The organism is Ruegeria sp. AN11 (assembly GCF_056536005.1).
This window is the reverse complement of record NZ_JBQFJD010000001.1, coordinates 1,148,901-1,169,112: the sequence shown is the minus strand read 5'-3', so window position 1 is coordinate 1,169,112 and position 20,212 is coordinate 1,148,901. Positions and strand designations below refer to the sequence as shown.

Sequence of the window (20,212 nt, the reverse complement as noted above, 5' to 3'; positions counted from 1 at the left end):
CTCAGTCACCGCCCACGAAGGTGCACAACTGCCATTCCCCCTGGTCGGATTTTACCAGCGCCGCGCGATGACCGGTCATAGGCCAGAGGTAGTCGCGGTGCATGAAGCCTCGCGCGCCGTCGGTCAGCATGACCTTCTGGTATTCGACGTCAGGATCGTATTCGCTAATCAGCACGACCTCATGGCTGATCAGATCGACGATGTCAGCGGTCCGGTCTGCGCCCACCCGCAGTGACACCCCGGAGCCATTCACAAAATAGGCGTTGAACGGGTCGACGGATGCAGGCAGGCCGATCTTCCACTGATACGGCATCCAGAATTCGCCCAGATCGTCAAAATAACCGGGCGCGGCGAGGGTTTCCTCGAGGGCGGACCAGTAGGCTTCGCGCATCTCGTCGGCCTGATCTCGGTATTCCTCGGCCAGGGTGCCGGCAGGAAGTGTCAGGTTTTCCCTGAGTTCCCGGGGGCCGCCATTGCCGCCGTGGCTGAGATAGATGTCCGGGCAGGCCACCGCCACAACCGCTTCGGTATCGCGGGCTGCGATGTTGGCCAGCAGGTTGGCGCGGAACGTCACCAATGTCGGGTCACGTTCGGCCTGGTCGACCGGGGTAAACGTCATGCGTTCGGCCTGAACGGGAAGACCGGCGGCCAAAAGCATCAGGGCAGGGAGCAGTCTCATTCGGCGGCTTTCATTGCGGACTGGGCGCAGAAGCACGAAGCGGCGACCGCGCGGTCTGCACGGGCCAGAGCCAGATCCAGTCTTTGTTTGATCTGCCTGATTTCAATGGAGTCACCTCGGGATTTCAGGCAATCGTATAGCCCCCTTAGGCTCCAGACATTGTCGGGATGGATCGACGCACGGCTGAGCGAGCCGCCCAGTCCTAGATCCTCGCGGTAGACAGCTTCGGCCTCGGCTACGTGGCCCTGTTCAAACAGCAAGGCCCCGAGTGCGTGGCGGGTTGGCTGCATCCAGCCCCAGGGTTCGTCATACGGCAAAGTGTCATCCAATTCGACCGAGCGGCGCAGGTGTGCATAGGCCGTGTCGTAGTTTCCCTTGCGGTATTCGATTTCGCCCCGCAGCATTTCAGCTGCGATATCCAGCAGGTCGACGACACGATTATTGTGCAGTCGCCGGGTTTCGGGGACGCGGCCCCGGGCGGCAAGAAACCTCTGTTCTTCCGCTTCGGCCTCGGCCACCTGATCCGTCGCTGCAAATGCGATGGCACGGGCGTAGAGCGTGGTCGCGGTCAATGTGCAGTAGAGATCCGGGTCTTCGGGCAGTTCCAGAGCCTTGGCTTCGTCCCAACGGCCAAACCGGATAAGGATATGCGGCCCCATGGACATGTAGCTTTCGAAATAGTCCGCCATCGGCGGGCTTTCGATGCGCAGCATTTCCTCGGGCGTGGTGTCCCAGATGCCCTGATTGGCACGCAGGGCCGGTTCCATCTGGCCCATAAACAGCGCGCCGTAGATGGTGAAGTGATAGTTGTGCTGACGGTAACCGGTGTAGATGTTGAACGGACCTTCGCGTTCGTAATACTTCAAATCTGCTTCGGTGGCTTTTTCGTTCCAATGGGTGACGTTCTGGTAGTGGCCACACTGGACATCGATATGGGTGGGCATGTGCACCAGATGACCTGCGTCCGGCACCAGAGTGCGCAACACGTCCCCGGCTTTCAGTGCTTTTTCAGGAGTGGGCGACATCTCCATCAGGTGCACATACAAGTGCAAAAGCCCCGGATGCGACATGGCGGCCGGGTCGTTCCCCATGGCCCATTCCAGGGTGTCCTGCGCTTCAAGGGTTGCGGCGCCTTCGGCGGGTTGACCGGATTTCAAATCCCACATTTTCCAGGGGGTCAGGTTCAGCAACGCCTCGACAAATATGGTGCGCAGATCAAGGTGATCGGGAAAAGCTGCAAAAACCGCGCGCATCGCGTCCGCAAAATCGTGGTCCCAGTCGTGCATATCCGCGATCGGCTCGCGCTGAGGATAACGGGCGGGCAGGGCGCGGATGAGCGCCTGTTCAACCGGAGTGCACCATTCAGCCAGCGCCAATGCTTTTTGGGTGGCGTCATAGGCCTCGGCCAATGCCTTCTCTTGTCCCTGATCGTCCAGCAATTCCCACGGCAGGTTGTAGTTTGGTCCGGCTGCGTAAGCCACGCCCCAATGCGCCATGGCGCAGTCCGGATCATGTTCCGCCGCGCGCTGGAAACAGGCCAGGGCCTCTGTATGGTTGTAGCCGTAGGTCCAGATCAGACCTCGGTCGAACCACAGCTGCGCCTTTTCCGATGATGTGGTGACGGGGCAATAGTATGTGCCCAGATCATAGTAATCACTCATAGAAAACTCCCCCGAAAATCGCGGAAAGCTTAACGTGATTCAGGGCATTTGCACAGGCTCAGGCCAGTAATCTGTTTTCGACGCGACCCATGTGAACCATCACGCCGAAAGCCATGACGCACATGGCAAGGATGCCCGTTGTCAGCGGTGTCACTGAGCCATCGAACAAGAGGCCCACAGGCGCTGCGATGGCTGCGGCCAGAACGGTCGAGATCGACCCGATCACAGATGCCGCCATGCCTGCGATGTGGCCCATCGGTTCCATCGCGATGGCATTCAAATTGCCTAAAGTGACGCCAGCCATGAAGAAGATGGTGGTCTGCCAGAAAACAAACACCGCGAATGAGGCGGCGGGCGTCAGGTTCGCCATATTCAGAAATATGACGCAGGACGTGATCAGAATCTGTGCCCCAAGCGCCCATGTCACCACGCGCCGCATACCCACGCGGACGACAATCGCGGCGTTCAACAGGCTGGCCGAACCAGACATCAGCGCGACAAACCCGAACCAGAACGGGAAACTGTCCGCACTGTCATGGATCACGTCATAGACCGGCTGCACCATGGTCAGCATGGTGAACAGAATGCCCATGCACAGGGTCTGAACCAGTATCGAAAGGCGCACCGTTGGGTGTGACATCATCTCGTGCGTGGCCGCTACCAGCAGCGGCAGGCGAAACGGGCGACGGTCTTCGCGGGCCAGCGATTCTGGCAACCGTTTTCCCATCCACATCACAACAATCAGGGCGAACAAGATGAAGGATACGAAAATCCCGCGCCAGCCAAACAGGGCTATCACGCCTGCGCCCAGCATCGGCGCAATCGCGGGAACAAGCGTAAATATCATCATCGCGATCGAAATGATCCGGGCCATCTCGCGCCCGGAATAGAGGTCGCGGATAATGGCCATGGCCACCACGCGGGGACCGGCGGCACCAAGTCCCTGAAGAACACGCGCGGCCAGAACCAGTTCAAGCGAGGAACTTGCCCAGGCAACAGCGGACGCCACGATATATAGCACTGCACCGCCAAAGATGACGGGCTTGCGCCCCAGCGCGTCCGAGATCGGGCCGGTGAAAAATGTGCCAAGCCCCATGCCCAGAACAAAGGATGTCAGGATCAGTTGCGCCCGGTTCACATCATCAGGGCTGAGCTCTGCGCCGATTTCGGGCAGTGCAGGCAGCATCGAGTCGATAGAGAACGCGATCGTGGCGAACATCATTGCTATCAAAGCAATGAACTCGCCCCGCGACATGCGATTGGTCATGGGGAACTCCTTACCTGCTTGCGCTATCACGGCAAATCAGGCGGCGCTATGGCGCAAACGCACAGGACTATGTGCTAATTTGCAGGGGAAGCCTCAAGTTGAGACATGATTTCGCGGATGACTTTTTCCCACATTTCCGGCTGCTGGGCGCCAGGAACTGCGTGTTTGTTGGCCACGATGAAGGTCGGTACTGACCCAACACCCATTTCCCGTGAATGCGTATCGCGGTTGCGGATATCGTCCCGGTCCGCGTCGGATTTCAGCAGCTTCATGACGACAGCCGCGTCCATTCCCTGGCTGTCGGCGATGTCGGCAAGCACCTCATGGTCGCCGATGTCGCGTGCCTGCACAAAATAAGCATCGAACAAGGCGTCGACCACCGCGTCCTGCTTGCCTTCAATCCCGGCCCAATGGATCAGCCGGTGCGCATCAAGTGTGTTGGGCGTGCGTTTCATGCCCTCGAAATCGATTTTCAGGCCAGCATTTTCGGCGTGTTCGACCACGGGCGCATAGGCCTGCACGGCACCGTCCTTGCCGCCAAACTTGCGCTCAAGGTATTCTCGGCGGTCCATGCCCGCGTCCGGCATGTCGGGGTTCAGTTGAAACGGATGCCATTCGATCACGAAAGGATGGTCCGGTATGGCGGCCAGCGCTTTGTCCAGATGGGTTTTGCCAATATAGCACCACGGGCAGATCGGATCGGACAGAATATCAAGCTTGACGGATTGGGTCATGAGTTCGGTGCCTTGAAATAGGCCGGCAACGCGCGGCGCAGGAGTTTCCCATTGCCGCCTGCGGGAAGCGCCGGCAGATGTACGAAAGCGCGGGGCTGTTTGTATCGCGCAAGGTTGTCCTGGACATAGGCATGCAAGGCCGTCTCGTCCAGAGTTTCGGGGCCGGTGTAAAAGGCAGCTATCACAAATGTGTCCTGCTTGACCTCGACCGCCGCGGCACCGACCTGTGTGATCCCGGGGTATTTTGACAAGACGGCCTCGACCTCGACCGGTGAAACCCGATAACCGCCCGCATTCATCATATCATCGTCGCGACCCAGGTAGGTGATTTGCCCGTCGACCGCCATGGCGCCCTGATCTCCGGTCAGAAACCAGTCCCCCTGCATGCGGGCCTGAGCCTCATCCGGGGCGTTCAGATAGGTCAGCATAAGGCCGGGGTCGGAACGGTGGATCGCGATTGTGCCTTCCTGTCCCTGCGGAACAGGGCCATCGGGTCCCAGGATGGCGATCTTGCGACCGGGTTGCGGCTGGCCCAATGCCTCGCCCCGGGCCGGGTTTTCAGGGCTGGAGGAAATGAAGGTCGAGCATTCGGACATGCCGTAGGCTTCGTAAAGTTCGGTTCCCGTCACCTCGGTCCAGCGTTCGTGCAGGTGGCGCGACAGTTTTTCGCCTGCGCACAGTCCGTGGCGCAGGTGGGGCAGGCTGAGCCGGTCTGTCCGCTGAACCATCTTTCGGTACACGCCGGGTGCTGCGGCAAAGATTGTGGCCCCGTGACGCCGCAACAAGTCGGGCAATGCTGCCGGATCGGTTCCCGGTTCGGGGATCAGCGCCGTCGCACCGATGGTCCACGGATCCATCAGGCCAGTGCCCAGCGTGTAGGTCCAGTTGAACGCACCGGCATGACACAGCCGATCCTCGGGGCGCAGCCCATACCACCCGTCCACCATCATTTGCCGTGCCCAGATCGCGCGATGCGCATGCGCAACCGCACGCGGCTTGCCCGATGTCCCCGAGGTATAGACCACATAAGCCAGCCGATCCGGATTACCGAGATCAAAGGTGGCGGGCGGCAGATCACGGATGGCACGCAACGTTGCCAGATCGATCTGCCGGGGGTGCGGGGCACAGGCAACATCCGGTGCCTTCAGGATGGCGGCCGGAGACAGGTCGTCAATCATGCGGGCCGTTTCAGGCGCCGTCAGTTGCGATGACGTCGGAACAGGAACGACACCTACGGCAATCGCCCCCAAGTAGGCAATCGGGAAATCGACGGTATTCCCAAGGCGCATCAGAACGATGTCGCCGGGTTTCAACCCGGCCTGCAACAACCCTGTGCCGGTGCCCAGAACGGCAGACAGCAGTTGCCGATAGCTCCAGTCCTCGGTCGCCGTTTCATTCAGAACGGAGAGCGCGGTTTTTTCCGGAATCCGCTCTGCGTGGCGCAGAACGTGCGCTGCGAGATTAAACGGGGTGGGGCAAGGGGCAGGCAGACCCTGATCAAATATGGACAGCATGTCGTCTGGCTAACGCGGGGCAAGGCGCGTTGCAAGCGGCGCGGCCCGGCCCTATAGAAGTGCCATGAGAACGCAGGACCCGAAATCCCTGATCCGTATAGCCCGCGATGCCGGTGAAAATGTCGAACCCGAGCCATTGGATCTGGGCGCGCGCGTGCGCGAATTGCGCAAGGCCCGCAAATGGACGCTGGAACAGGCGGCGACCCAGGCCGGTCTGGCGCGCTCAACGCTCAGCAAGATCGAAAACGGTCAGATGTCGCCGACCTATGATGCCCTGAAGAAACTCGCGACGGGGCTGGGGATTTCGGTGCCTCAACTGTTCACGCCACCCCAGCGCGATCAGGTCATTGGACGCATGTCCGTCACACGGATGGGGGAAGGTGCGGCCCATGCCACGACGACATACGAGCATGAGTTGCTGGCCGAAACGCTGACGAAAAAACAAATGCTGCCCTACCGGGCCCGCGTACGCGCCCGCTCGATGGACGAGTTCGATGGCTGGGTTCGTCATGATGGTGAGGAATTCCTGTACGTTCTGACAGGCGTTGTGCGGCTTTACACCGAGTATTATGAACCTGTCGAAATGCGCCGCGGCGACAGCGCCTATTACGACGGAAGCATGGGTCACAACGTCGTCTCGGTCAGTGACGAAGACGCGTTGATCCTGTGGGTTACGTCACTTGCGTAACGTCTGATCGAATTCGCGATTCAGGCTTTCGGTGAACAGGAAATCCTCCAGTTCTTCCCGGGCTTCGTTCACGGTCAGGTGGTGCCGTTCCGCCAGGTAAGCCTCGAACTGTTTTCTGTCTTGCCGGAAATGCGCGACATCCTGATCACGCAGATTCGGAAAGCGCCGCTTAGCGCGCGCCAAGGATCCGTTCCAGTCCTGCGTCAGTTCTGTCCATTTCATAATCATCAGCGAGCTTTCCGTTTCTTATGCTACAGGACTGCCCGGCCCCCAGATATCAGGTTACGTAGGGGCGGAGTATATACATGCATGACAAAATGTCGCACCCGGGGATGTGGTGACCGGAATGGAAAATGCCCGCTGCGGAACGTCCGCAACGGGCCACGGACCTGCGTTTCGGAGTGAGTGGCGGCCGGTCCGTGAACCACCAGGGCAGGGCGAACCGCCCGCAACTATATCACCGAAACTCAACAACTTTTGCACGGTTCACTGAGGTTCGATTTGATGACACGTTACATGCCCGGCACCCGATCCGTAAAGGTTCTTGTGTCCATTGGAGCAATTTTCGCTGAAATTAGAAGGTCCAACAACATATTGCGGCGAACGTCGCGTAAGCAGTCATATGCTGCGGTGTTTTGACATGTGCCACTTTCCGCCGAAGTATTCCCTGACAGCCGCCATCCGAGAAGACCGGGGCAGCACACGTTAGACGAGCGTTGTGAGGCGTTGGTAAAGCGGGTTTCGCCGCACAAATGCGGCCGAAGCGGCGTACACCCACTGCAGATTATTCCTGATACCACCAGACCTCGGGCATGTATTGAGGGCCATCGCCGTAAATGGGCAGGTTTGGCGCGTACTTAAGCTCTTTCACATGCGCGATACGGCCGACATCGAAGTTCCAGATGGGAATGACATACCGGCCAGCGGTCAGGGTGCGGTCAAGCGCGCGGGTGGCCGCGACAAAGTCTTGCCGCGTTTCCGAAGCCAGCATCGCATCGATCATCGCGTCGACTGCGGGTGAAGCGACACCCATCAGGTTCCGGGTTCCGGGCGTGTTCGCGCCATCGCTGCCCCAATAGAGGCGCTGCTCGTTGCCTGGGGACAGGGACATGGCCCTTCGGAATGGCGTCATATCGAAATCGTGTTCCGAGATGCGACCGGTGTATTGCGCGTTATCGACCGTTTCGGTTGTCACCTGAATGCCAAGTCGTTCCAATGCACGGGAATAGATCTCGACTGCGGTGGCCATATCGCTGTCGCCCTGCTGCAGCAAAGCGGTCATGGTGAAGGCATCGCCATTCTGGTTGCGCAGCACACCGTCCTGAATGGTCCACCCCGCTTCGGACAGCAGGTTCGCGGCCTTTCGGATATTGGCGCGATTGCGCGCCGAGCCATCGCCTTGTGGCGGGCTGTAGCCTTCAATCGTTCCGGGCAGAAGATCATCGGCAAACGGTTGCAGCAATTCGGCGACCCGGCCTGTCGCCGGCCCGGGTTGCATCGCCAGGTCCGAGCCCGAGAAATACGAGGTGATCCGGGGCTGGGCACCGCCGGTGATGGTGTCGTTGATGAATTCGAAGTTGAACGCCAGCGTCAGCGCCTCGCGCACGCGCCAGTCATCGAATGGCGCCTTGCGCGTGTTCATCACAAAGCCGGTCATGCCCGACGGTTTGCCATGCGGGATTTCCGTTTTGACTACGTCTCCGCGCTGCGCGGCGGGGAAACTGTATTGCGTGTCCCACTTGTCGGCGTTGAATTCCCGAATGGCGGAGAGTTCCCCAGCCTTGAACGCTTCGAACAACACGGTCTGATCGCCGTAGAACTCGATCCTCATTTCATCGAGGTTCATGGTGCCACGGCGGAAGGGAACATCGCTGCCCCAGTAGTCTGGGTTACGGCGCAGGTTTACGAAGCGCCCGGCCTCATAGTCCTCGACGACATAAGGCCCCGAGCCGATTGGAACATCGTGCAACTGCGCGTCGGCAAAATCCTTGCCGTCCCATTGCGCCTTCTGAAGGATCGGGCGCAGGCCCGCAATCAGGGCCAGTTCGCGGTCAGGTTCGTTGAATGTGATCCTGACCGAGCGTGGACCGGTCTGTTCGATGCTGTCGATCTTGGACCACAACCCGCGATACCGGAGATGCCCTTCGGTCCCCAGAGTTTCATAGGACCACATCACGTCGTCCACGGTGACTGGGCTGCCGTCCGAGAATCGGGCGTTCTCGCGCAGCGTGAATTCCACCCAGGATCGGTCCTCGGCCGTCTCAACTGATTCGGCTAACAACCCGTAAAGAGTGAAAGGTTCGTCCCAGGATCGGCCCATCAGGCTCTCATGGGTCCAGAATCTCAGTTGCCAGGGTGACGTGCCTTTTTGCACAAACGGGTTCAAACTGTTATAGCCGCCGGTATTCCCGAAAACGACTTTTCCTCCTTTTGGTGCATCCGGGTTCACGTAAGGCAGAGACACAAAATCCGGTGGTAGGGCGGGATCACCATACATAGCTATGCCATGAGACGAATCTGCATGGGCGAATGTGGTCGCAAAAATGCCGGTGATTCCCACCAGCATTGAACGAAGGGAGGGTGAAAAATCGGGGCTCATTTTGGAAACAATCCTGCTCTGGCCTTATTTTGTTGGGATTCACCGTAGCCATGATTTTTCTTATTATCAAACTTTTAGCTTGGACGAAGGCGCAGAATTGCTTATAAAGGATGCACTGCTCGATAGGTTTCTTGCCTGTATGAAACCTGCCTCAATAACTTAACGCCCGCTTCGTGCGGGCGTTTTTTTGTGATGGTGATGCCGGTGCCAGAGGAGTTGCATTGGCCCCAGCTTTCCCCGTTTTCTTTGCACGTGCAGCATGGCACTGTGTCGGAAATTCTGACTCAGCAGGAGAGCGGCGATGAGCGTTTCGGGAAAGACGGCAATTATCACAGGATCGAATTCGGGGATCGGGCTGGGCGTTGCGCGCGAACTGGCCAGGGCGGGCGCCAATGTGGTTTTGAATTCGTTCACCGATCGGGATGAGGACCATGCACTGGCTGCTGAAATCTCGAACGAGACCGGAACCAACGCGCGATATATCCAGGCCGACATGTCCAAGGGGGATGATTGCCGGGCCCTGATCGAAAAGGCCGGGGCTTGCGACATTCTTGTCAATAATGCGGGCATTCAGCACGTCGCGCCGATCGACCAGTTCCCGGTCGACAAATGGGATGCAATCATCGCGATCAACATGAACTCGGCCTTTCACACGATGGCGGCAGCTTTGCCAATGATGCGAAAGGCCGGGTGGGGGCGCATCGTCAATATCGCGTCGGCCCATGGTCTGACGGCGTCGCCCTACAAGGCGGCCTATGTGTCGGCCAAACATGGTGTGGTCGGCATGACCAAGACAGTTGCGCTGGAAACGGCGCAGGAGCCGATCACCTGCAACGCCATTTGCCCGGGCTATGTTCTGACACCGCTGGTCGAGGCGCAAATCCCCGACACGATGAAAGAATACAACATGAGCCGCGAGGACGTGATCAAGAACGTGATGCTGGAACGCCAGCCCTCGAAAGAGTTTGCCACGGTCGAGCAACTTGGCGGGACGGCTTTGTTTTTGTGCTCGGATGCGGCGGCGCAGATTACCGGGACGACGATTTCCGTCGATGGCGGTTGGACTGCCCTGTAGTGTTTCATGGGGGCGCGGCCCCCATACCCCCGGAGTATTTCGGAAAAGATGAAGGGGCGGGCTTTTGAAACGGATCAATCTGGCTTTGCAGGGCGGCGGCGCACATGGCGCCTTTACCTGGGGTGTACTGGACCGGTTGCTGGATGAAGAGGATATTGAGGTTGCCGCGATTACCGGCACATCCGCAGGGGCGTTAAACGGGGCGGCTTTCAAGTCCGGGATGGTGCGGGCCGGGCGCGAAGGCGCGCGCGAGTGTCTGAACGGATTATGGGAGCGCATGGGGGCGGTTGGCGACATGCGGATTGCCAACTGGATGCAGGCGCTTGAGCCTGCCCAGATCGCGCAGGCCATGGAGTATTCGCTTCCCTATTCGTTTGGCGACGCGTGGTCGCGCATGGTTTCGCCTTATGCCTACGGTCCGTTTTACCAGAACCCGCTAAAGCCTGTTATCGACCGTTTTGACTTCGACGAGATTTGCGCGACTGAAGGCCCGCAGCTGTTTGTCTGTGCGACCTGCGTGCGCAGCGGCAAGATCCGGGTGTTCACTGGCGAGGATGTATCGACCGATGCCATACTCGCCTCGGCCTGCCTGCCGACGCTGTTCAAGGCCGTAGAGATATTCGATCCGAAAACGGGGCGAACCGAGGCCTATTGGGACGGAGGTTTTACGGGAAATCCTGCGCTGTTTCCTTTGTTCAATGACGAGTTGCCGGATGATGTTGTCATCGTGAACATCAACCCGCTTGAGCGGGACGAGGTTCCGAAGACACCACAGCAGATTCAGAACCGGATCAACGAGATCAGCTTCAATTCGTCCCTGTTTCGCGAACTCAGGGCGATTGACTTTGTGCAGCGCTTGTTGCGTGAGGGCAAACTGAAGGCGGGTGAGATGAGCCGGATTCTGGTTCACATGATCGCAGACAATGAGTTGATGAACAGTCTGTCGGTTGCCACGAAGACCGTTCCCAACCCGGTGATCCTGCACAAGCTGAAAAAGGCTGGCCGGGCAGCCGCGGACGGCTTTCTGTCAGCCCACAAAACCGATCTGGGTGCGCGTAGCACAGTAGATCTGCGTGCGATGTTTGGCTGATCACTCTGGCGGGCGGGTCGGGTCTTTTTCGTTTGGATAGACAAGACCAGCCGAGATCACCAGTTTCGCGGCATCCTCGATCGTCATGTCCAGCAAGATGACGTCTTCGGCCGGAAAAAACAGCAGAAACCCGGATGTGGGGTTCGGGGTCGTCGGAACAAACACGCTGAGCAGTTCGCCGCCGGTTTCTGCAAGACGGCTGACCTCGCCTTTGGCGGTGGTGGACACGAAGCCGATGGCCCAGATACCACGGCGCGGATACTGGATAAGGCAAGCCTTTTCGAACGAGCGGTCTGTTTGGGCAAAAACCGTTTCGGAAATTTGTTTGATCCCGGAATAGACCGAGCGGACGACAGGCATCCGATCAACAACGCGTTCTGCAAAAAGGATCAGCGAACGTCCCAGTATGCCCTTGGCCACCCAGCCCACGATCACCGTGAAGATCAGGAAGATGATGACCCCGACGCCGCGCAGGTTGATGCCGACATATTCCTGCGGCTGAAACCTTTGCGGCACCAGCGGCAGGACCGCACTGTCGATCCAGCCCACCACGGACCAGATCAACCAGATTGTAAGCCAGACCGGCGCAATGACGACAATCCCCGTCAGAAACGACGCCCGCAGGCCTGCAAACAGGCCGGGGCGGCGATGCGGTTCTTCGTCAAACGGTGTATTCATCTTAGTTCCGAGCGGTTTGCAGACTGCAATTAAGCAGTCTGGCGTGATGGTGCAATAGGGACGGTGTCAGGCGGTGTTGCGGGTCAAAGCCTTTGCGATGCCGGCGGCAAGGCGGGCGTTGTTGCGAACAAGCGCGATATTGGCCGTCAGGGATCGGCCCTTGGTCTGCTCGAATATACGCTGCAGAAGATAAGGGGTGACGCCTTTTCCCGTGATCCGGTGTGTCTCGGCGTCGGATTGGGCTGATGCGATGATCGGTGCCAGTTCATCGGCCGGAATCTGGTCGGTCTCGGGGATCGGGTTTGCAACAAGTTGTCCCCCGGGTAGGCCGAGGGCGCGGCGGGTTGAGTGGGCCCTTGCGATCTCTTCCGGGCTGTCCATGCGCAAAGGCGCGGCATAGGGTGATTTGGCTGACCAGAAGGCCGGGAATTCATCCTGACCATGGGCAATCACCGGAACGCCCAGTGTTTCCAGAACCTCGAGCGTTTTGGCCAGATCCAGAATGGCCTTGGCGCCCGCGGCCACGACCGTCACCGGCGTCTGGGCAAGCTCATGCAGGTCAGCGGAAATATCGAACGAGGTTTCGGCCCCCTGATGCACGCCGCCGATGCCGCCGGTGGCAAAAACCTCGATCCCCGCGTAATGAGCGGCGATCATGGTTGCGGCAACGGTTGTCGCACCGGTGCCGCCTGTGGAGATACAGGCGGCCATGTCGGCGCGCGAGATTTTGGCGACACCCTGCGCCTTGCCCAGATCCTGTAACTGCTCAGGTTCCAGCCCAACATGCAGTTTGCCCCTGATCACAGCCATGGTGGCCGGAACCGCCCCTGCGTCGCGAATATCTTGCTCGACCTGCGCGGCGACCTCGATGTTCTGCGGGTAGGGCATTCCGTGGGTGATGATTGTGCTTTCAAGTGCAACGATGGGCTGGCCTGCGTCTTTGGCGGCGCGGACCTCGGCTGAGTATTGGATGTCGATCACAGTGGGGTTTCTCCGGAAACATATGTTGCGGCGGCGTGCAGAGCGCGGGTCAGGGCCGCGTCGCTATCTGCGCCATTTGCTTCAGCGGCAATATGGGCCGCCATGAAAGTATCACCCGCGCCGGTCACGCGCGTAACCAAAACGGATGGGGGTTTCTGGGTCTGGATTCCATCGGCCGAGCCGACAGTGGCCGAGTTGCCGCCATCCGTTACCAAAACCCGTAGCGCGCCCCGATCCACCAGGCCCTGGGCAGCGCTTTCGGAATCCTCGAACTCGCGCTGACACAGCAGACCGGCCTCTTCGAGGTTGACGTAAAGCGTCGCGCGGGCGTGTTTGAGGAAAGGCAGAAGGCGCTCGGCCTTGCCGGGTGAGGCCGGGGCAACGCGCAGGTCAGCGCGAGAGAACGCCGGACTTTGCGCGATCTCCTCCAGCAGGTCTTGCGTCAGGTTCCCGTCCAGCGCAACCGGACCTTCAAACGGCGTATTCACGTACCCCAATGGCCCGTGCATCAGTGGCCGGAGGATCTTGGCCCCGGCGGCTTCGAGAGAGTGGGCATCCGCGATTGCGGCAATCAGACCGTTTGCACCTTCGACCGCCATGTACCGGTCTGTCGGCAAATCCTGCGAGCGGTAGATATGGTCTGTCACCATCCCAAGGCGGGCACAGGCGTGCACAAGCTCGTCACCTTCGGGATCACGGCCAACGGCGGTCAACAGGGTTGGGGTCATACCAAAGCGGACCAGCGTCATTGCGATGTTCATCGCCACGCCACCAGGCAGTCGGGTAATCCGCCCCGGAACGTCCGAGCCCTGACGCATGACGCTGGCGGATCGTCCGATCACGTCCCACAGGACGGACCCGATACACAAAATTTCACTGGTCTGAGTCATGCCGTTGTCATGCCGCAGCCCCGTGATCCGTGCAAGTCAGAACGTTAACGCCGACGGGAATTCCTGCCACGGCCTGCCGTTTTGGCTTGCCATCGCGCGTCATCGGCAGAACAATCGAAGGATATGTTGTCGGTATTCATGTTCATGTTGGATTGCAGCAAATGAGCCGCATTGTCAGAGCGTTATGCAAAACCCGCCCTGTACTTCTTTTTCTTGTTGCTCCTTTGGTTTTCTGGATTGCAGTCGGCAACGCATCAGCTCAGACGGCGAAACCGACAGTGGTGGATTTTCGGATCAATCAGGACACATTGTTTCTGGAAATCAGCATGAATGCCGAGGCATTCGTCGCCGGGATTAACCCTTCGGCGGATCCGTCGCCCGTTTCAGGTGAGTACAGAAGACTTCGCCGCTTGGCGTCTTCGGAACTTGAGCCGCACATAAAGCAGTTCATTAAAGGCTGGTCGCCGTCCATGAACGTGTTGGCAGGTGGACCCGTCACGCTGTCCTACGAAGGTTCCCGCGTTCCTGTGGCCGGAGACCCTGAGGTGCCAAGGATTTCACGGGTTCTGCTGGCCGGGGCTTTACCGCCCGGCGCGTCCAGCCTGCAGCTGACCTGGCCGGAAGGTCACGGGCCGATGGTCCTCAGGCAGCAGGGGGTGGATGCGCCTTATACCGGGTATCTTGTGGCGGGCGAGGCAAGCCCTCTGATTCCGCTGCGGGGTGGGGCCGGTCTGGACCCGGGTCAAACCTTGAAGGCCTATTTCTCCAACGGAATCGTGTATGCCACGACAGTGGGGCTGCCGGTTATCCTGATTGCGTTGCTGCTGGTGCTGCACGCCCTTTGGGTGTCGGCGGCCTTATGGCAGCTTTCTGCTTTCGCGCTGGCCACATCGATTGGTCTGGGATTGGGCACGCTACAGCTTGTCACGATGCCCTCAGCATGGTTGCCGTATCTCATGCCCGCAGCAACCGTGGTGCTGGGTGTGTGGAACGTTACAGTCCGGCGACCGGGCTTTCTGCGTTTGCTGACCGTTGCTCTGGTGGGTGGTCTGATCGGTTTAAGCCAGGCCTTCGCTTTGACGACGATCGGAGTACCGCCGGATCGGCTGGCACCGGCGGTTCTGGGCTTTGGTCTGGGCGCGTTGACCGTGCCGGTCTCGGCCGCTGCCGTGGTATTTGCATTGGCACTGGCGGTTTCTCGCAGATCGATCCGGCTCAGGCTTCGGATTTCGGTTCTGCTATCCCTCGTGATTGCCGGCTTCGGGGCATTTACCTTTGTTCGGCCCTTCCTGCCTTTCTAGGAAAGTGGCGCCAACAAAGTGGTCAGCGCTGCGACAGGATCATCACCCGCCCAGATTTCGTCGCCGATCCCAAAAAAGTCGGTGCATGGGGCCAGACTGCCAATCAGTTCAGCCGTCAGGCCGCCTTCGGCCACTACCGGGACTTCGATCATCTCGGACCACCACTGAAACAGATCTTGTACGGCGCGCGTGCCGTCGCCAAGCTTGTCTGTTCCAACCGGCCCGAAGGCGACATAGTCCGCCCCGGCTTCACCGGCGGTCATGCCGTCATGGCTGGAAGCACCGCAAAAGCTGCCGACGATCGCATCTGCCCCCAGTTCCTTACGGGCGGACCGCACGGAACGGGCGGCGTCATCCAGATGCACCCCGTCCAGACCCAGACGTTGCGCCAGCAGAACGTGGTTTGAAATCACCAGCGCCACGTCCCGCGCATGGGCGACTTCACGGCAGGCATCGGCCGCGCGTGCGATTGCATCTTCGTCGTTGCCTGCCAGCGCCAAGCGGATGCACGCGATTTCTGTGCTGTCCAGAACGCGCGCCAGTTTTTCAGGGAATCGGCTCAGTTCGATGGCCGGCGGTGTGATCAGGTAGATCTGCGGCTGCTCGGGGGTGTCCATTGGCGCGTCCTTCGGATTTCTGTCTTTGGCGGGGTTTAGCGGATTGAGCGGGGGAAGCAAACTTTTATGCCTGCCAAGCGGGTATTTGAGAGCAGAACAAGGTGATTGGCTTGCCTCGTCGGTGACAGGGTATTAGAGCGGGCGGAACTTTCGGAGTAAGCCATGCCCAGCGACAAATCCCAGCCCTCATTCGTGCTTGTGCGCCCGCAGATGGGTGAAAACATCGGCGCAGCCGCGCGCGCGATGTGGAATTTCGGCCTGGATCGGATGCGTATCGTGGCCCCCCGGGACGGCTGGCCCAACCCCAAGGCAGTGGCCATGTCCAGCGGCGCGGGGCGGCTGCTGGATGAGGCGCAGCTGTTCGACGACCTGGCCGGAGCGCTTGAGGACAGCACCTTTGTCTTTGCCACCACGGCCCGTCAGCGCGGGTTGACCAAACCGGTTTACAGCCCCGAGCGCGCCATGCAACTGGCCGCCGAAAAAGTTGCAGCCGGTCAAAAGGTTGCGGTTCTGTTCGGACCGGAACGCGCAGGGCTTGAGAATGAGGATATTGCGAAGGCAAACGCCATCATTTCGGTTCCTGTGAACCCCGAGTACGCCTCGCTGAACCTCGGGCAGTGCGTGCTGCTGACCGCTTACGAGTGGATGCGCCAGACCGGAGACGTGGTGCACGAGACCACCGATCTGGGCAAGGGCGACTGGGCGACAGGGATCGAGGTTGAGAAACTGGCCGAACATTTCGAAGACCGGCTTGAGACCGCGGGATTCTTTTATCCGCCAGAGAAGGCCGATGGGATGAAGGTGAACCTGCGCAATCTTTGGTCGCGGATGAACATGACACGGGCAGATGTGCAGATGTTGCACGGTGTCATGCGGCAGATGGTCCGCTGGAAGGAAAAGGGCTGAGGCTGGACCTTACACTCCGGTAGCCCTAGCTTGCGTGAAAATCAAAGGCATGAGGACGGCATGAGCGGCAAGCGCAGCATCTTCGAAGAAGTTTCGGACACCGAAAAACAAAAGGCGGTGCAGCCGGGGATGATCGACCGGGGCCGGGGCGGTGCGCGCGGGGCCATTCGCGTCTGGCTGATGAGCCTGTTTGCCCTGGTCGTGATCATGATCGCCGTAGGCGGGCTGACGCGGCTGACCGACAGCGGATTGTCGATCACCGAATGGCGCCCTGTTACCGGAGCCATCCCGCCGATGTCCGAGGCCGACTGGCAGGCCGAGTTCGACAAATACAAGCAGATCGATCAATGGCGCATTCAGAACCAGTGGATGGAACTCGATGATTTCAAGTCGATCTACTGGTGGGAATGGGGTCATCGGCAGCTGGGCCGTGTGATCGGTTTGGTCTGGGCGCTCGGGTTCCTGGGCTTCTTGGTGACGCGCAAGATACCGACCGGTTGGACCGGGCGATTGCTGATCCCCGGCGCATTGGGTGGCGTTCAGGGTGCAGTTGGCTGGTGGATGGTCGCCTCGGGCGTGACCCAGGGCGAAGGGATGACGGCCGTCGCCAGCTATCGGCTGGCAATACACCTGGGGCTGGCCTTCGTGATCTTAGGGTTCCTCGCCTGGTACATCCTTCTGCTGGGCCGGGAGGAGCGCGACCTGATGCAGGCCCGCCGTGCGAAAGAGGCAAAGCTGTTTTCTCTCTCAACCAGCCTGATGCATTTCGCCTTTTTGCAAATACTCATTGGCGCCTTGGTTGCGGGGATCGACGCCGGTCGTTCTTATACCGACTGGCCGTTGATCGGCGGGCAGCTTCTGCCGCCTGACGCAACAATGCTGGAACCGATCTGGCGGAACTTCTTCGAAAGCCCGGGGCTGGTGCAGTTCATCCATCGCTGCGCCGGTTATCTTCTGTTTGCGTTTGCGGTTGTCGTTTGGCGTCGTGGCGGAACCAGCGCGCATCTCCAGACCCGATTTGCATTCAATGCGGCCTTTGCGGCCTTGTCGCTGCAAGTGGTCGTGGGAATCCTGACGGTGGTCTACGGGGCGCCATGGCAGATCGCCATATTCCATCAGTTCATGGCCGTTGTGGTTTGGACGCTGATCCTGCGTGCGCGTTTCCTGACGGCCTATCCCATCGCAACTTCACTACGCGGAGCGTGACTTACATGACTGCATTCAATGACCTGATGGCTTTTCAGCGCGAAACTTCGGCCCTGGGACAGATTGCCGGGCGTCTGGGTTGGGATCAGGAAACAGTCATGCCGCGTGGGGCTGCCCCTCAACGGGCCGAGGAAATGGCGGCGATCGAGGCGGTTCTGCATGCCCGTCGGTCTGACCCGCGGGTGGCCGATTGGCTGGATCAGGCCGCGCCTCAGGACGAGATCGGCAAGGCCCAGTTGCGCGAAATTCGCCGTGCTTATGAACGGGCGGTCAAGGTGCCGGCTGATCTGGCGACGGCAATTGCCCGCGTGACATCTGCGGCGCAGGGGAAATGGGCGCAGGCTCGTGCTGATGAAGATGTATCGGCCTTTCTTCCGGTTCTGGCTGAGGTCGTCTCGCTGAAACGTCAGGAAGGTGAGGCCCTGGCGCAGGGCGGCGACATTTATGACGCTATGGTCGAGGATTATGAGCCCTATACGACGGGTGCCCAGATCGCCGCCATCTTTGATGAGATGCGCCCGCGGCTGGTTGCCCTGCGTGCTGCGGTTCTGGACCGGCCGGAACCGGCTGCGCTGAGCGGAAGGTTTGATGAAGCGTCGCAGATGAAACTGTCGCAACAGCTGGCTGTAGCCTTCGGCTATGACCTGAACAACGGACGCGTGGACAAGGCCGTGCATCCGTTCAGCTCGGGCTCTGGTCTGGATGTGCGGATTACCACGCGGACCAGCGAGACCGACCCGTTCAATTGTTTCTACTCAACGATTCACGAGGTTGGCCACGCCGCGTATGAACAGGGCATTGACAGTGCCTATCTGCTGACCCCGCTGGGCAGCGGTGTGTCCATGGGCGTGCATGAGAGCCAAAGCCGGATATACGAGAACCAGCTGGGCCGCTCGCGCGCCTTCACGGGCTGGTTGTTCGGTCAGATGGTCGAGGTTTTCGGCGGTTTTGGAATCCCCGATGCGGAGGCGTTTTATGCAACCGTCAACCGCGTCCACAACGGGTACATCCGGACCGAAGCGGATGAGGTGCAGTACAATCTGCACATCATGCTGCGCTTTGATCTGGAACGTGCGCTGATGGCAGGTGATCTGCAGGTGAGTGACTTGGAGGCTGCCTGGAACGACCGGTTCAAGGCCGATTTCGGTTACGCGGTCGACAAGCCCTCGAACGGATGTTTGCAGGACGTGCACTGGTCGATCGGACTGTTTGGGTACTTCCCGACCTATTCACTGGGCAATGTTTATGCCGGGTGTCTGAATCAGGCCTTACGCGCCGCAGTTCCGGGGTTGGATGCGCAGCTTGCCAAGGGCGACACTTCAGGAGCTACAGGATGGCTGCGCGAGAATGTGCAGCGGCATGGCGGGCTGTATGCGCCGCGGGAAATCATCGCCCGCGCCAGTGGTTTGGAGCCGGGCGCTGAGCCGCTGTTGACCTATCTGGAAGAAAAGTTCGGATCGATTTACGGATTGTGATGAAAGAACTGCGCCCGGGGTTTCGCAGCCTGGCCGCAGTTCAACCCCACGTCACCGGGTCCAGACGGAACAGTTTGGACAACTGTTCGTATACATCCGGCACCTCGTGTTTCAGAGCTTGGGGCCGTTCGAAAAACACCTCGACTGAAACTGCGAAGAATTCTTCGTGCCCCGTGGCGCCATAAGGGTCGATAACGGTGTGACGCCCGGTCTCGACCGCGTGAACATGGGCGTCAAAAGCGGTAAGGAAAACGCTTTCCCACTCGGCAAAGCTCTGACCTTCGCTCAGGACTGGTACGCCGTTTGTGCCGCCTGACAGGTCGTCGATCTGGTGGGCGAATTCGTGCAATACGACATTCTGCCCGTCACGGTCATCCATCGCGCCCTGACGGCTATGCGCCCAGGACAGGATAACCGGCCCCCGGTCCCAGCTTTCACCGGTGCGGACGATTTCTTTTTCGGTCACGACGTAACCGCTGCGTCGGCTCTGACGGGATTTGAAAGCGCTGGGATAAATCAGGATCGTGGTCAGATTGTCATACCAAAGATCACTGTTCACCACGAGCAGACAGGCCTGCGTCGCGATCGAAAGCTGCATTTCCTCGGTCACGTCCAGCCCGTCACAGCCATAAAACTCGACCTGATCAAGAAACAGGTTGACCTTGCCCTCCAGCGTGGTCCGAAACCGGGCCGGGAGCCGTCTGATCATGGGAACCTGATCGGCGATCACGGCACGCTCGTGATCGGACAAAGGAGACGACAGCAGAGAGTTCCGCGTTTGCCTTTTGGACCAGTAGCGATAGCCGAGGAAACCGGTGACAAGCAGCAGGCAGGCGATCAGGATGAACATG

At 59.5% G+C, this 20,212-nt stretch carries 19 protein-coding genes; 7 read left to right on the top strand and 12 right to left on the bottom strand.

What is annotated here, in order from left to right:
- Position 1: 1 nt before the first annotated feature.
- The 5 genes from ACR3EQ_RS05745 to ACR3EQ_RS05725 form a co-directional block, all read right to left on the bottom strand.
- On the bottom strand, positions 2-679 hold the full coding sequence (locus ACR3EQ_RS05745) for an SH3 domain-containing protein (protein WP_480490058.1): 678 nt from the start codon (positions 677-679) through the stop codon (positions 2-4).
- Positions 676-2,340 (bottom strand): tetratricopeptide repeat protein, encoded by a 1,665-nt coding sequence (locus ACR3EQ_RS05740; RefSeq protein WP_170610784.1) that lies wholly within the window; start codon positions 2,338-2,340, stop codon positions 676-678. The genes ACR3EQ_RS05745 and ACR3EQ_RS05740 overlap by 4 nt, the downstream gene beginning before the upstream one ends.
- A gap of 58 nt (positions 2,341-2,398) precedes the next feature.
- Positions 2,399-3,607 (bottom strand): MFS transporter, encoded by a 1,209-nt coding sequence (locus ACR3EQ_RS05735; RefSeq protein ID WP_170610787.1) that lies wholly within the window; start codon positions 3,605-3,607, stop codon positions 2,399-2,401.
- Between the two features lie 74 nt (positions 3,608-3,681).
- Entirely contained in the window at positions 3,682-4,341 is a 660-nt protein-coding gene (locus ACR3EQ_RS05730) for a DsbA family oxidoreductase (protein WP_170610790.1), read from the bottom strand.
- Positions 4,338-5,855, bottom strand: a complete 1,518-nt coding sequence (locus ACR3EQ_RS05725; RefSeq protein ID WP_170610793.1) for a class I adenylate-forming enzyme family protein — start codon at positions 5,853-5,855, stop codon at positions 4,338-4,340. The genes ACR3EQ_RS05730 and ACR3EQ_RS05725 overlap by 4 nt, the downstream gene beginning before the upstream one ends.
- A gap of 64 nt (positions 5,856-5,919) precedes the next feature.
- Here ACR3EQ_RS05725 and ACR3EQ_RS05720 point away from each other — a divergent pair, with 64 nt between their 5' ends.
- Complete coding sequence (locus ACR3EQ_RS05720) at positions 5,920-6,543, top strand: XRE family transcriptional regulator (RefSeq protein WP_170610796.1); 624 nt, start codon at positions 5,920-5,922, stop codon at positions 6,541-6,543.
- On the opposite strand, the gene ACR3EQ_RS05715 is transcribed toward ACR3EQ_RS05720, so the two are convergent.
- Positions 6,532-6,771, bottom strand: a complete 240-nt coding sequence (locus tag ACR3EQ_RS05715; RefSeq protein WP_480490055.1) for a hypothetical protein — start codon at positions 6,769-6,771, stop codon at positions 6,532-6,534. The genes ACR3EQ_RS05720 and ACR3EQ_RS05715 overlap by 12 nt on opposite strands.
- 556 nt (positions 6,772-7,327) lie before the next feature.
- On the bottom strand, positions 7,328-9,142 hold the full coding sequence (locus ACR3EQ_RS05710) for an extracellular solute-binding protein (protein ID WP_170610799.1): 1,815 nt from the start codon (positions 9,140-9,142) through the stop codon (positions 7,328-7,330).
- A gap of 301 nt (positions 9,143-9,443) precedes the next feature.
- Here ACR3EQ_RS05710 and ACR3EQ_RS05705 point away from each other — a divergent pair, with 301 nt between their 5' ends.
- Positions 9,444-10,217 carry a 3-hydroxybutyrate dehydrogenase gene (locus ACR3EQ_RS05705; RefSeq protein ID WP_170610802.1) on the top strand — a complete coding sequence of 258 codons (774 nt, stop codon included), beginning with the start codon at positions 9,444-9,446 and terminating at the stop codon, positions 10,215-10,217.
- A 64-nt stretch (positions 10,218-10,281) separates the two neighbouring features.
- Entirely contained in the window at positions 10,282-11,307 is a 1,026-nt protein-coding gene (locus tag ACR3EQ_RS05700; RefSeq protein WP_480490053.1) for a patatin-like phospholipase family protein, read from the top strand.
- Here the strand turns inward: ACR3EQ_RS05700 and ACR3EQ_RS05695 are convergent, their stop codons facing one another.
- The 3 genes from ACR3EQ_RS05695 to ACR3EQ_RS05685 form a co-directional block, all read right to left on the bottom strand.
- Positions 11,308-11,985, bottom strand: coding sequence for a DUF502 domain-containing protein (locus tag ACR3EQ_RS05695; protein WP_170610807.1), 678 nt, complete (start codon positions 11,983-11,985; stop codon positions 11,308-11,310).
- A 66-nt stretch (positions 11,986-12,051) separates the two neighbouring features.
- Positions 12,052-12,966 (bottom strand): pseudouridine-5'-phosphate glycosidase, encoded by a 915-nt coding sequence (locus ACR3EQ_RS05690; RefSeq protein WP_170610810.1) that lies wholly within the window; start codon positions 12,964-12,966, stop codon positions 12,052-12,054.
- On the bottom strand, positions 12,963-13,856 hold the full coding sequence (locus ACR3EQ_RS05685; RefSeq protein ID WP_170610812.1) for a PfkB family carbohydrate kinase: 894 nt from the start codon (positions 13,854-13,856) through the stop codon (positions 12,963-12,965). The genes ACR3EQ_RS05690 and ACR3EQ_RS05685 overlap by 4 nt, the downstream gene beginning before the upstream one ends.
- Before the next feature lie 161 nt (positions 13,857-14,017).
- Between ACR3EQ_RS05685 and ACR3EQ_RS05680 the strand changes: the two genes are divergently transcribed.
- Positions 14,018-15,157, top strand: coding sequence for a HupE/UreJ family protein (locus tag ACR3EQ_RS05680; RefSeq protein WP_170610815.1), 1,140 nt, complete (start codon positions 14,018-14,020; stop codon positions 15,155-15,157).
- On the opposite strand, the gene ACR3EQ_RS05675 is transcribed toward ACR3EQ_RS05680, so the two are convergent.
- The gene (locus ACR3EQ_RS05675) at positions 15,154-15,774 is read right to left on the bottom strand and encodes a thiamine phosphate synthase (RefSeq protein WP_480490051.1); all 621 of its coding nucleotides are present in this window, start codon (positions 15,772-15,774) and stop codon (positions 15,154-15,156) included. The two genes, ACR3EQ_RS05680 and ACR3EQ_RS05675, sit on opposite strands and share 4 nt — an antisense overlap.
- A gap of 162 nt (positions 15,775-15,936) precedes the next feature.
- Here ACR3EQ_RS05675 and ACR3EQ_RS05670 point away from each other — a divergent pair, with 162 nt between their 5' ends.
- Genes ACR3EQ_RS05670 through ACR3EQ_RS05660 form a run of 3 tightly spaced genes read left to right on the top strand, consistent with a single transcriptional unit; the run spans position 15,937 to position 19,361 of the window.
- Positions 15,937-16,680 (top strand): RNA methyltransferase, encoded by a 744-nt coding sequence (locus ACR3EQ_RS05670; RefSeq protein WP_170610821.1) that lies wholly within the window; start codon positions 15,937-15,939, stop codon positions 16,678-16,680.
- Positions 16,681-16,740: 60 nt separating this feature from the next.
- On the top strand, positions 16,741-17,886 hold the full coding sequence (ctaA, locus tag ACR3EQ_RS05665; RefSeq protein ID WP_170610824.1) for a heme A synthase: 1,146 nt from the start codon (positions 16,741-16,743) through the stop codon (positions 17,884-17,886).
- A gap of 5 nt (positions 17,887-17,891) precedes the next feature.
- On the top strand, positions 17,892-19,361 hold the full coding sequence (locus tag ACR3EQ_RS05660) for a carboxypeptidase M32 (RefSeq protein WP_480490049.1): 1,470 nt from the start codon (positions 17,892-17,894) through the stop codon (positions 19,359-19,361).
- A 40-nt stretch (positions 19,362-19,401) separates the two neighbouring features.
- Here ACR3EQ_RS05660 and ACR3EQ_RS05655 read toward each other — a convergent pair whose 3' ends face one another.
- A complete protein-coding gene (locus tag ACR3EQ_RS05655; protein WP_170610829.1) occupies positions 19,402-20,211 on the bottom strand; it encodes a M90 family metallopeptidase in 810 nt (269 codons plus the stop codon).
- Position 20,212: the final 1 nt, after the last annotated feature.

Coding starts and splice junctions, on each gene's coding strand:
- ACR3EQ_RS05745 (WP_480490058.1), bottom strand. CDS start 679: ATGAGACTGCTCCCTGCCCTGATGCTTTTGGCCGCCGGTCTTCCCGTT.
- ACR3EQ_RS05740 (WP_170610784.1), bottom strand. CDS start 2,340: ATGAGTGATTACTATGATCTGGGCACATACTATTGCCCCGTCACCACA.
- ACR3EQ_RS05735 (WP_170610787.1), bottom strand. CDS start 3,607: ATGACCAATCGCATGTCGCGGGGCGAGTTCATTGCTTTGATAGCAATG.
- ACR3EQ_RS05730 (WP_170610790.1), bottom strand. CDS start 4,341: ATGACCCAATCCGTCAAGCTTGATATTCTGTCCGATCCGATCTGCCCG.
- ACR3EQ_RS05725 (WP_170610793.1), bottom strand. CDS start 5,855: ATGCTGTCCATATTTGATCAGGGTCTGCCTGCCCCTTGCCCCACCCCG.
- ACR3EQ_RS05720 (WP_170610796.1), top strand. CDS start 5,920: ATGAGAACGCAGGACCCGAAATCCCTGATCCGTATAGCCCGCGATGCC.
- ACR3EQ_RS05715 (WP_480490055.1), bottom strand. CDS start 6,771: ATGATTATGAAATGGACAGAACTGACGCAGGACTGGAACGGATCCTTG.
- ACR3EQ_RS05710 (WP_170610799.1), bottom strand. CDS start 9,142: ATGAGCCCCGATTTTTCACCCTCCCTTCGTTCAATGCTGGTGGGAATC.
- ACR3EQ_RS05705 (WP_170610802.1), top strand. CDS start 9,444: ATGAGCGTTTCGGGAAAGACGGCAATTATCACAGGATCGAATTCGGGG.
- ACR3EQ_RS05695 (WP_170610807.1), bottom strand. CDS start 11,985: ATGAATACACCGTTTGACGAAGAACCGCATCGCCGCCCCGGCCTGTTT.
- ACR3EQ_RS05685 (WP_170610812.1), bottom strand. CDS start 13,856: ATGACTCAGACCAGTGAAATTTTGTGTATCGGGTCCGTCCTGTGGGAC.
- ACR3EQ_RS05680 (WP_170610815.1), top strand. CDS start 14,018: ATGAGCCGCATTGTCAGAGCGTTATGCAAAACCCGCCCTGTACTTCTT.
- ACR3EQ_RS05675 (WP_480490051.1), bottom strand. CDS start 15,774: ATGGACACCCCCGAGCAGCCGCAGATCTACCTGATCACACCGCCGGCC.
- ACR3EQ_RS05670 (WP_170610821.1), top strand. CDS start 15,937: ATGCCCAGCGACAAATCCCAGCCCTCATTCGTGCTTGTGCGCCCGCAG.
- ctaA (WP_170610824.1), top strand. CDS start 16,741: ATGAGCGGCAAGCGCAGCATCTTCGAAGAAGTTTCGGACACCGAAAAA.
- ACR3EQ_RS05660 (WP_480490049.1), top strand. CDS start 17,892: ATGACTGCATTCAATGACCTGATGGCTTTTCAGCGCGAAACTTCGGCC.
- ACR3EQ_RS05655 (WP_170610829.1), bottom strand. CDS start 20,211: ATGTTCATCCTGATCGCCTGCCTGCTGCTTGTCACCGGTTTCCTCGGC.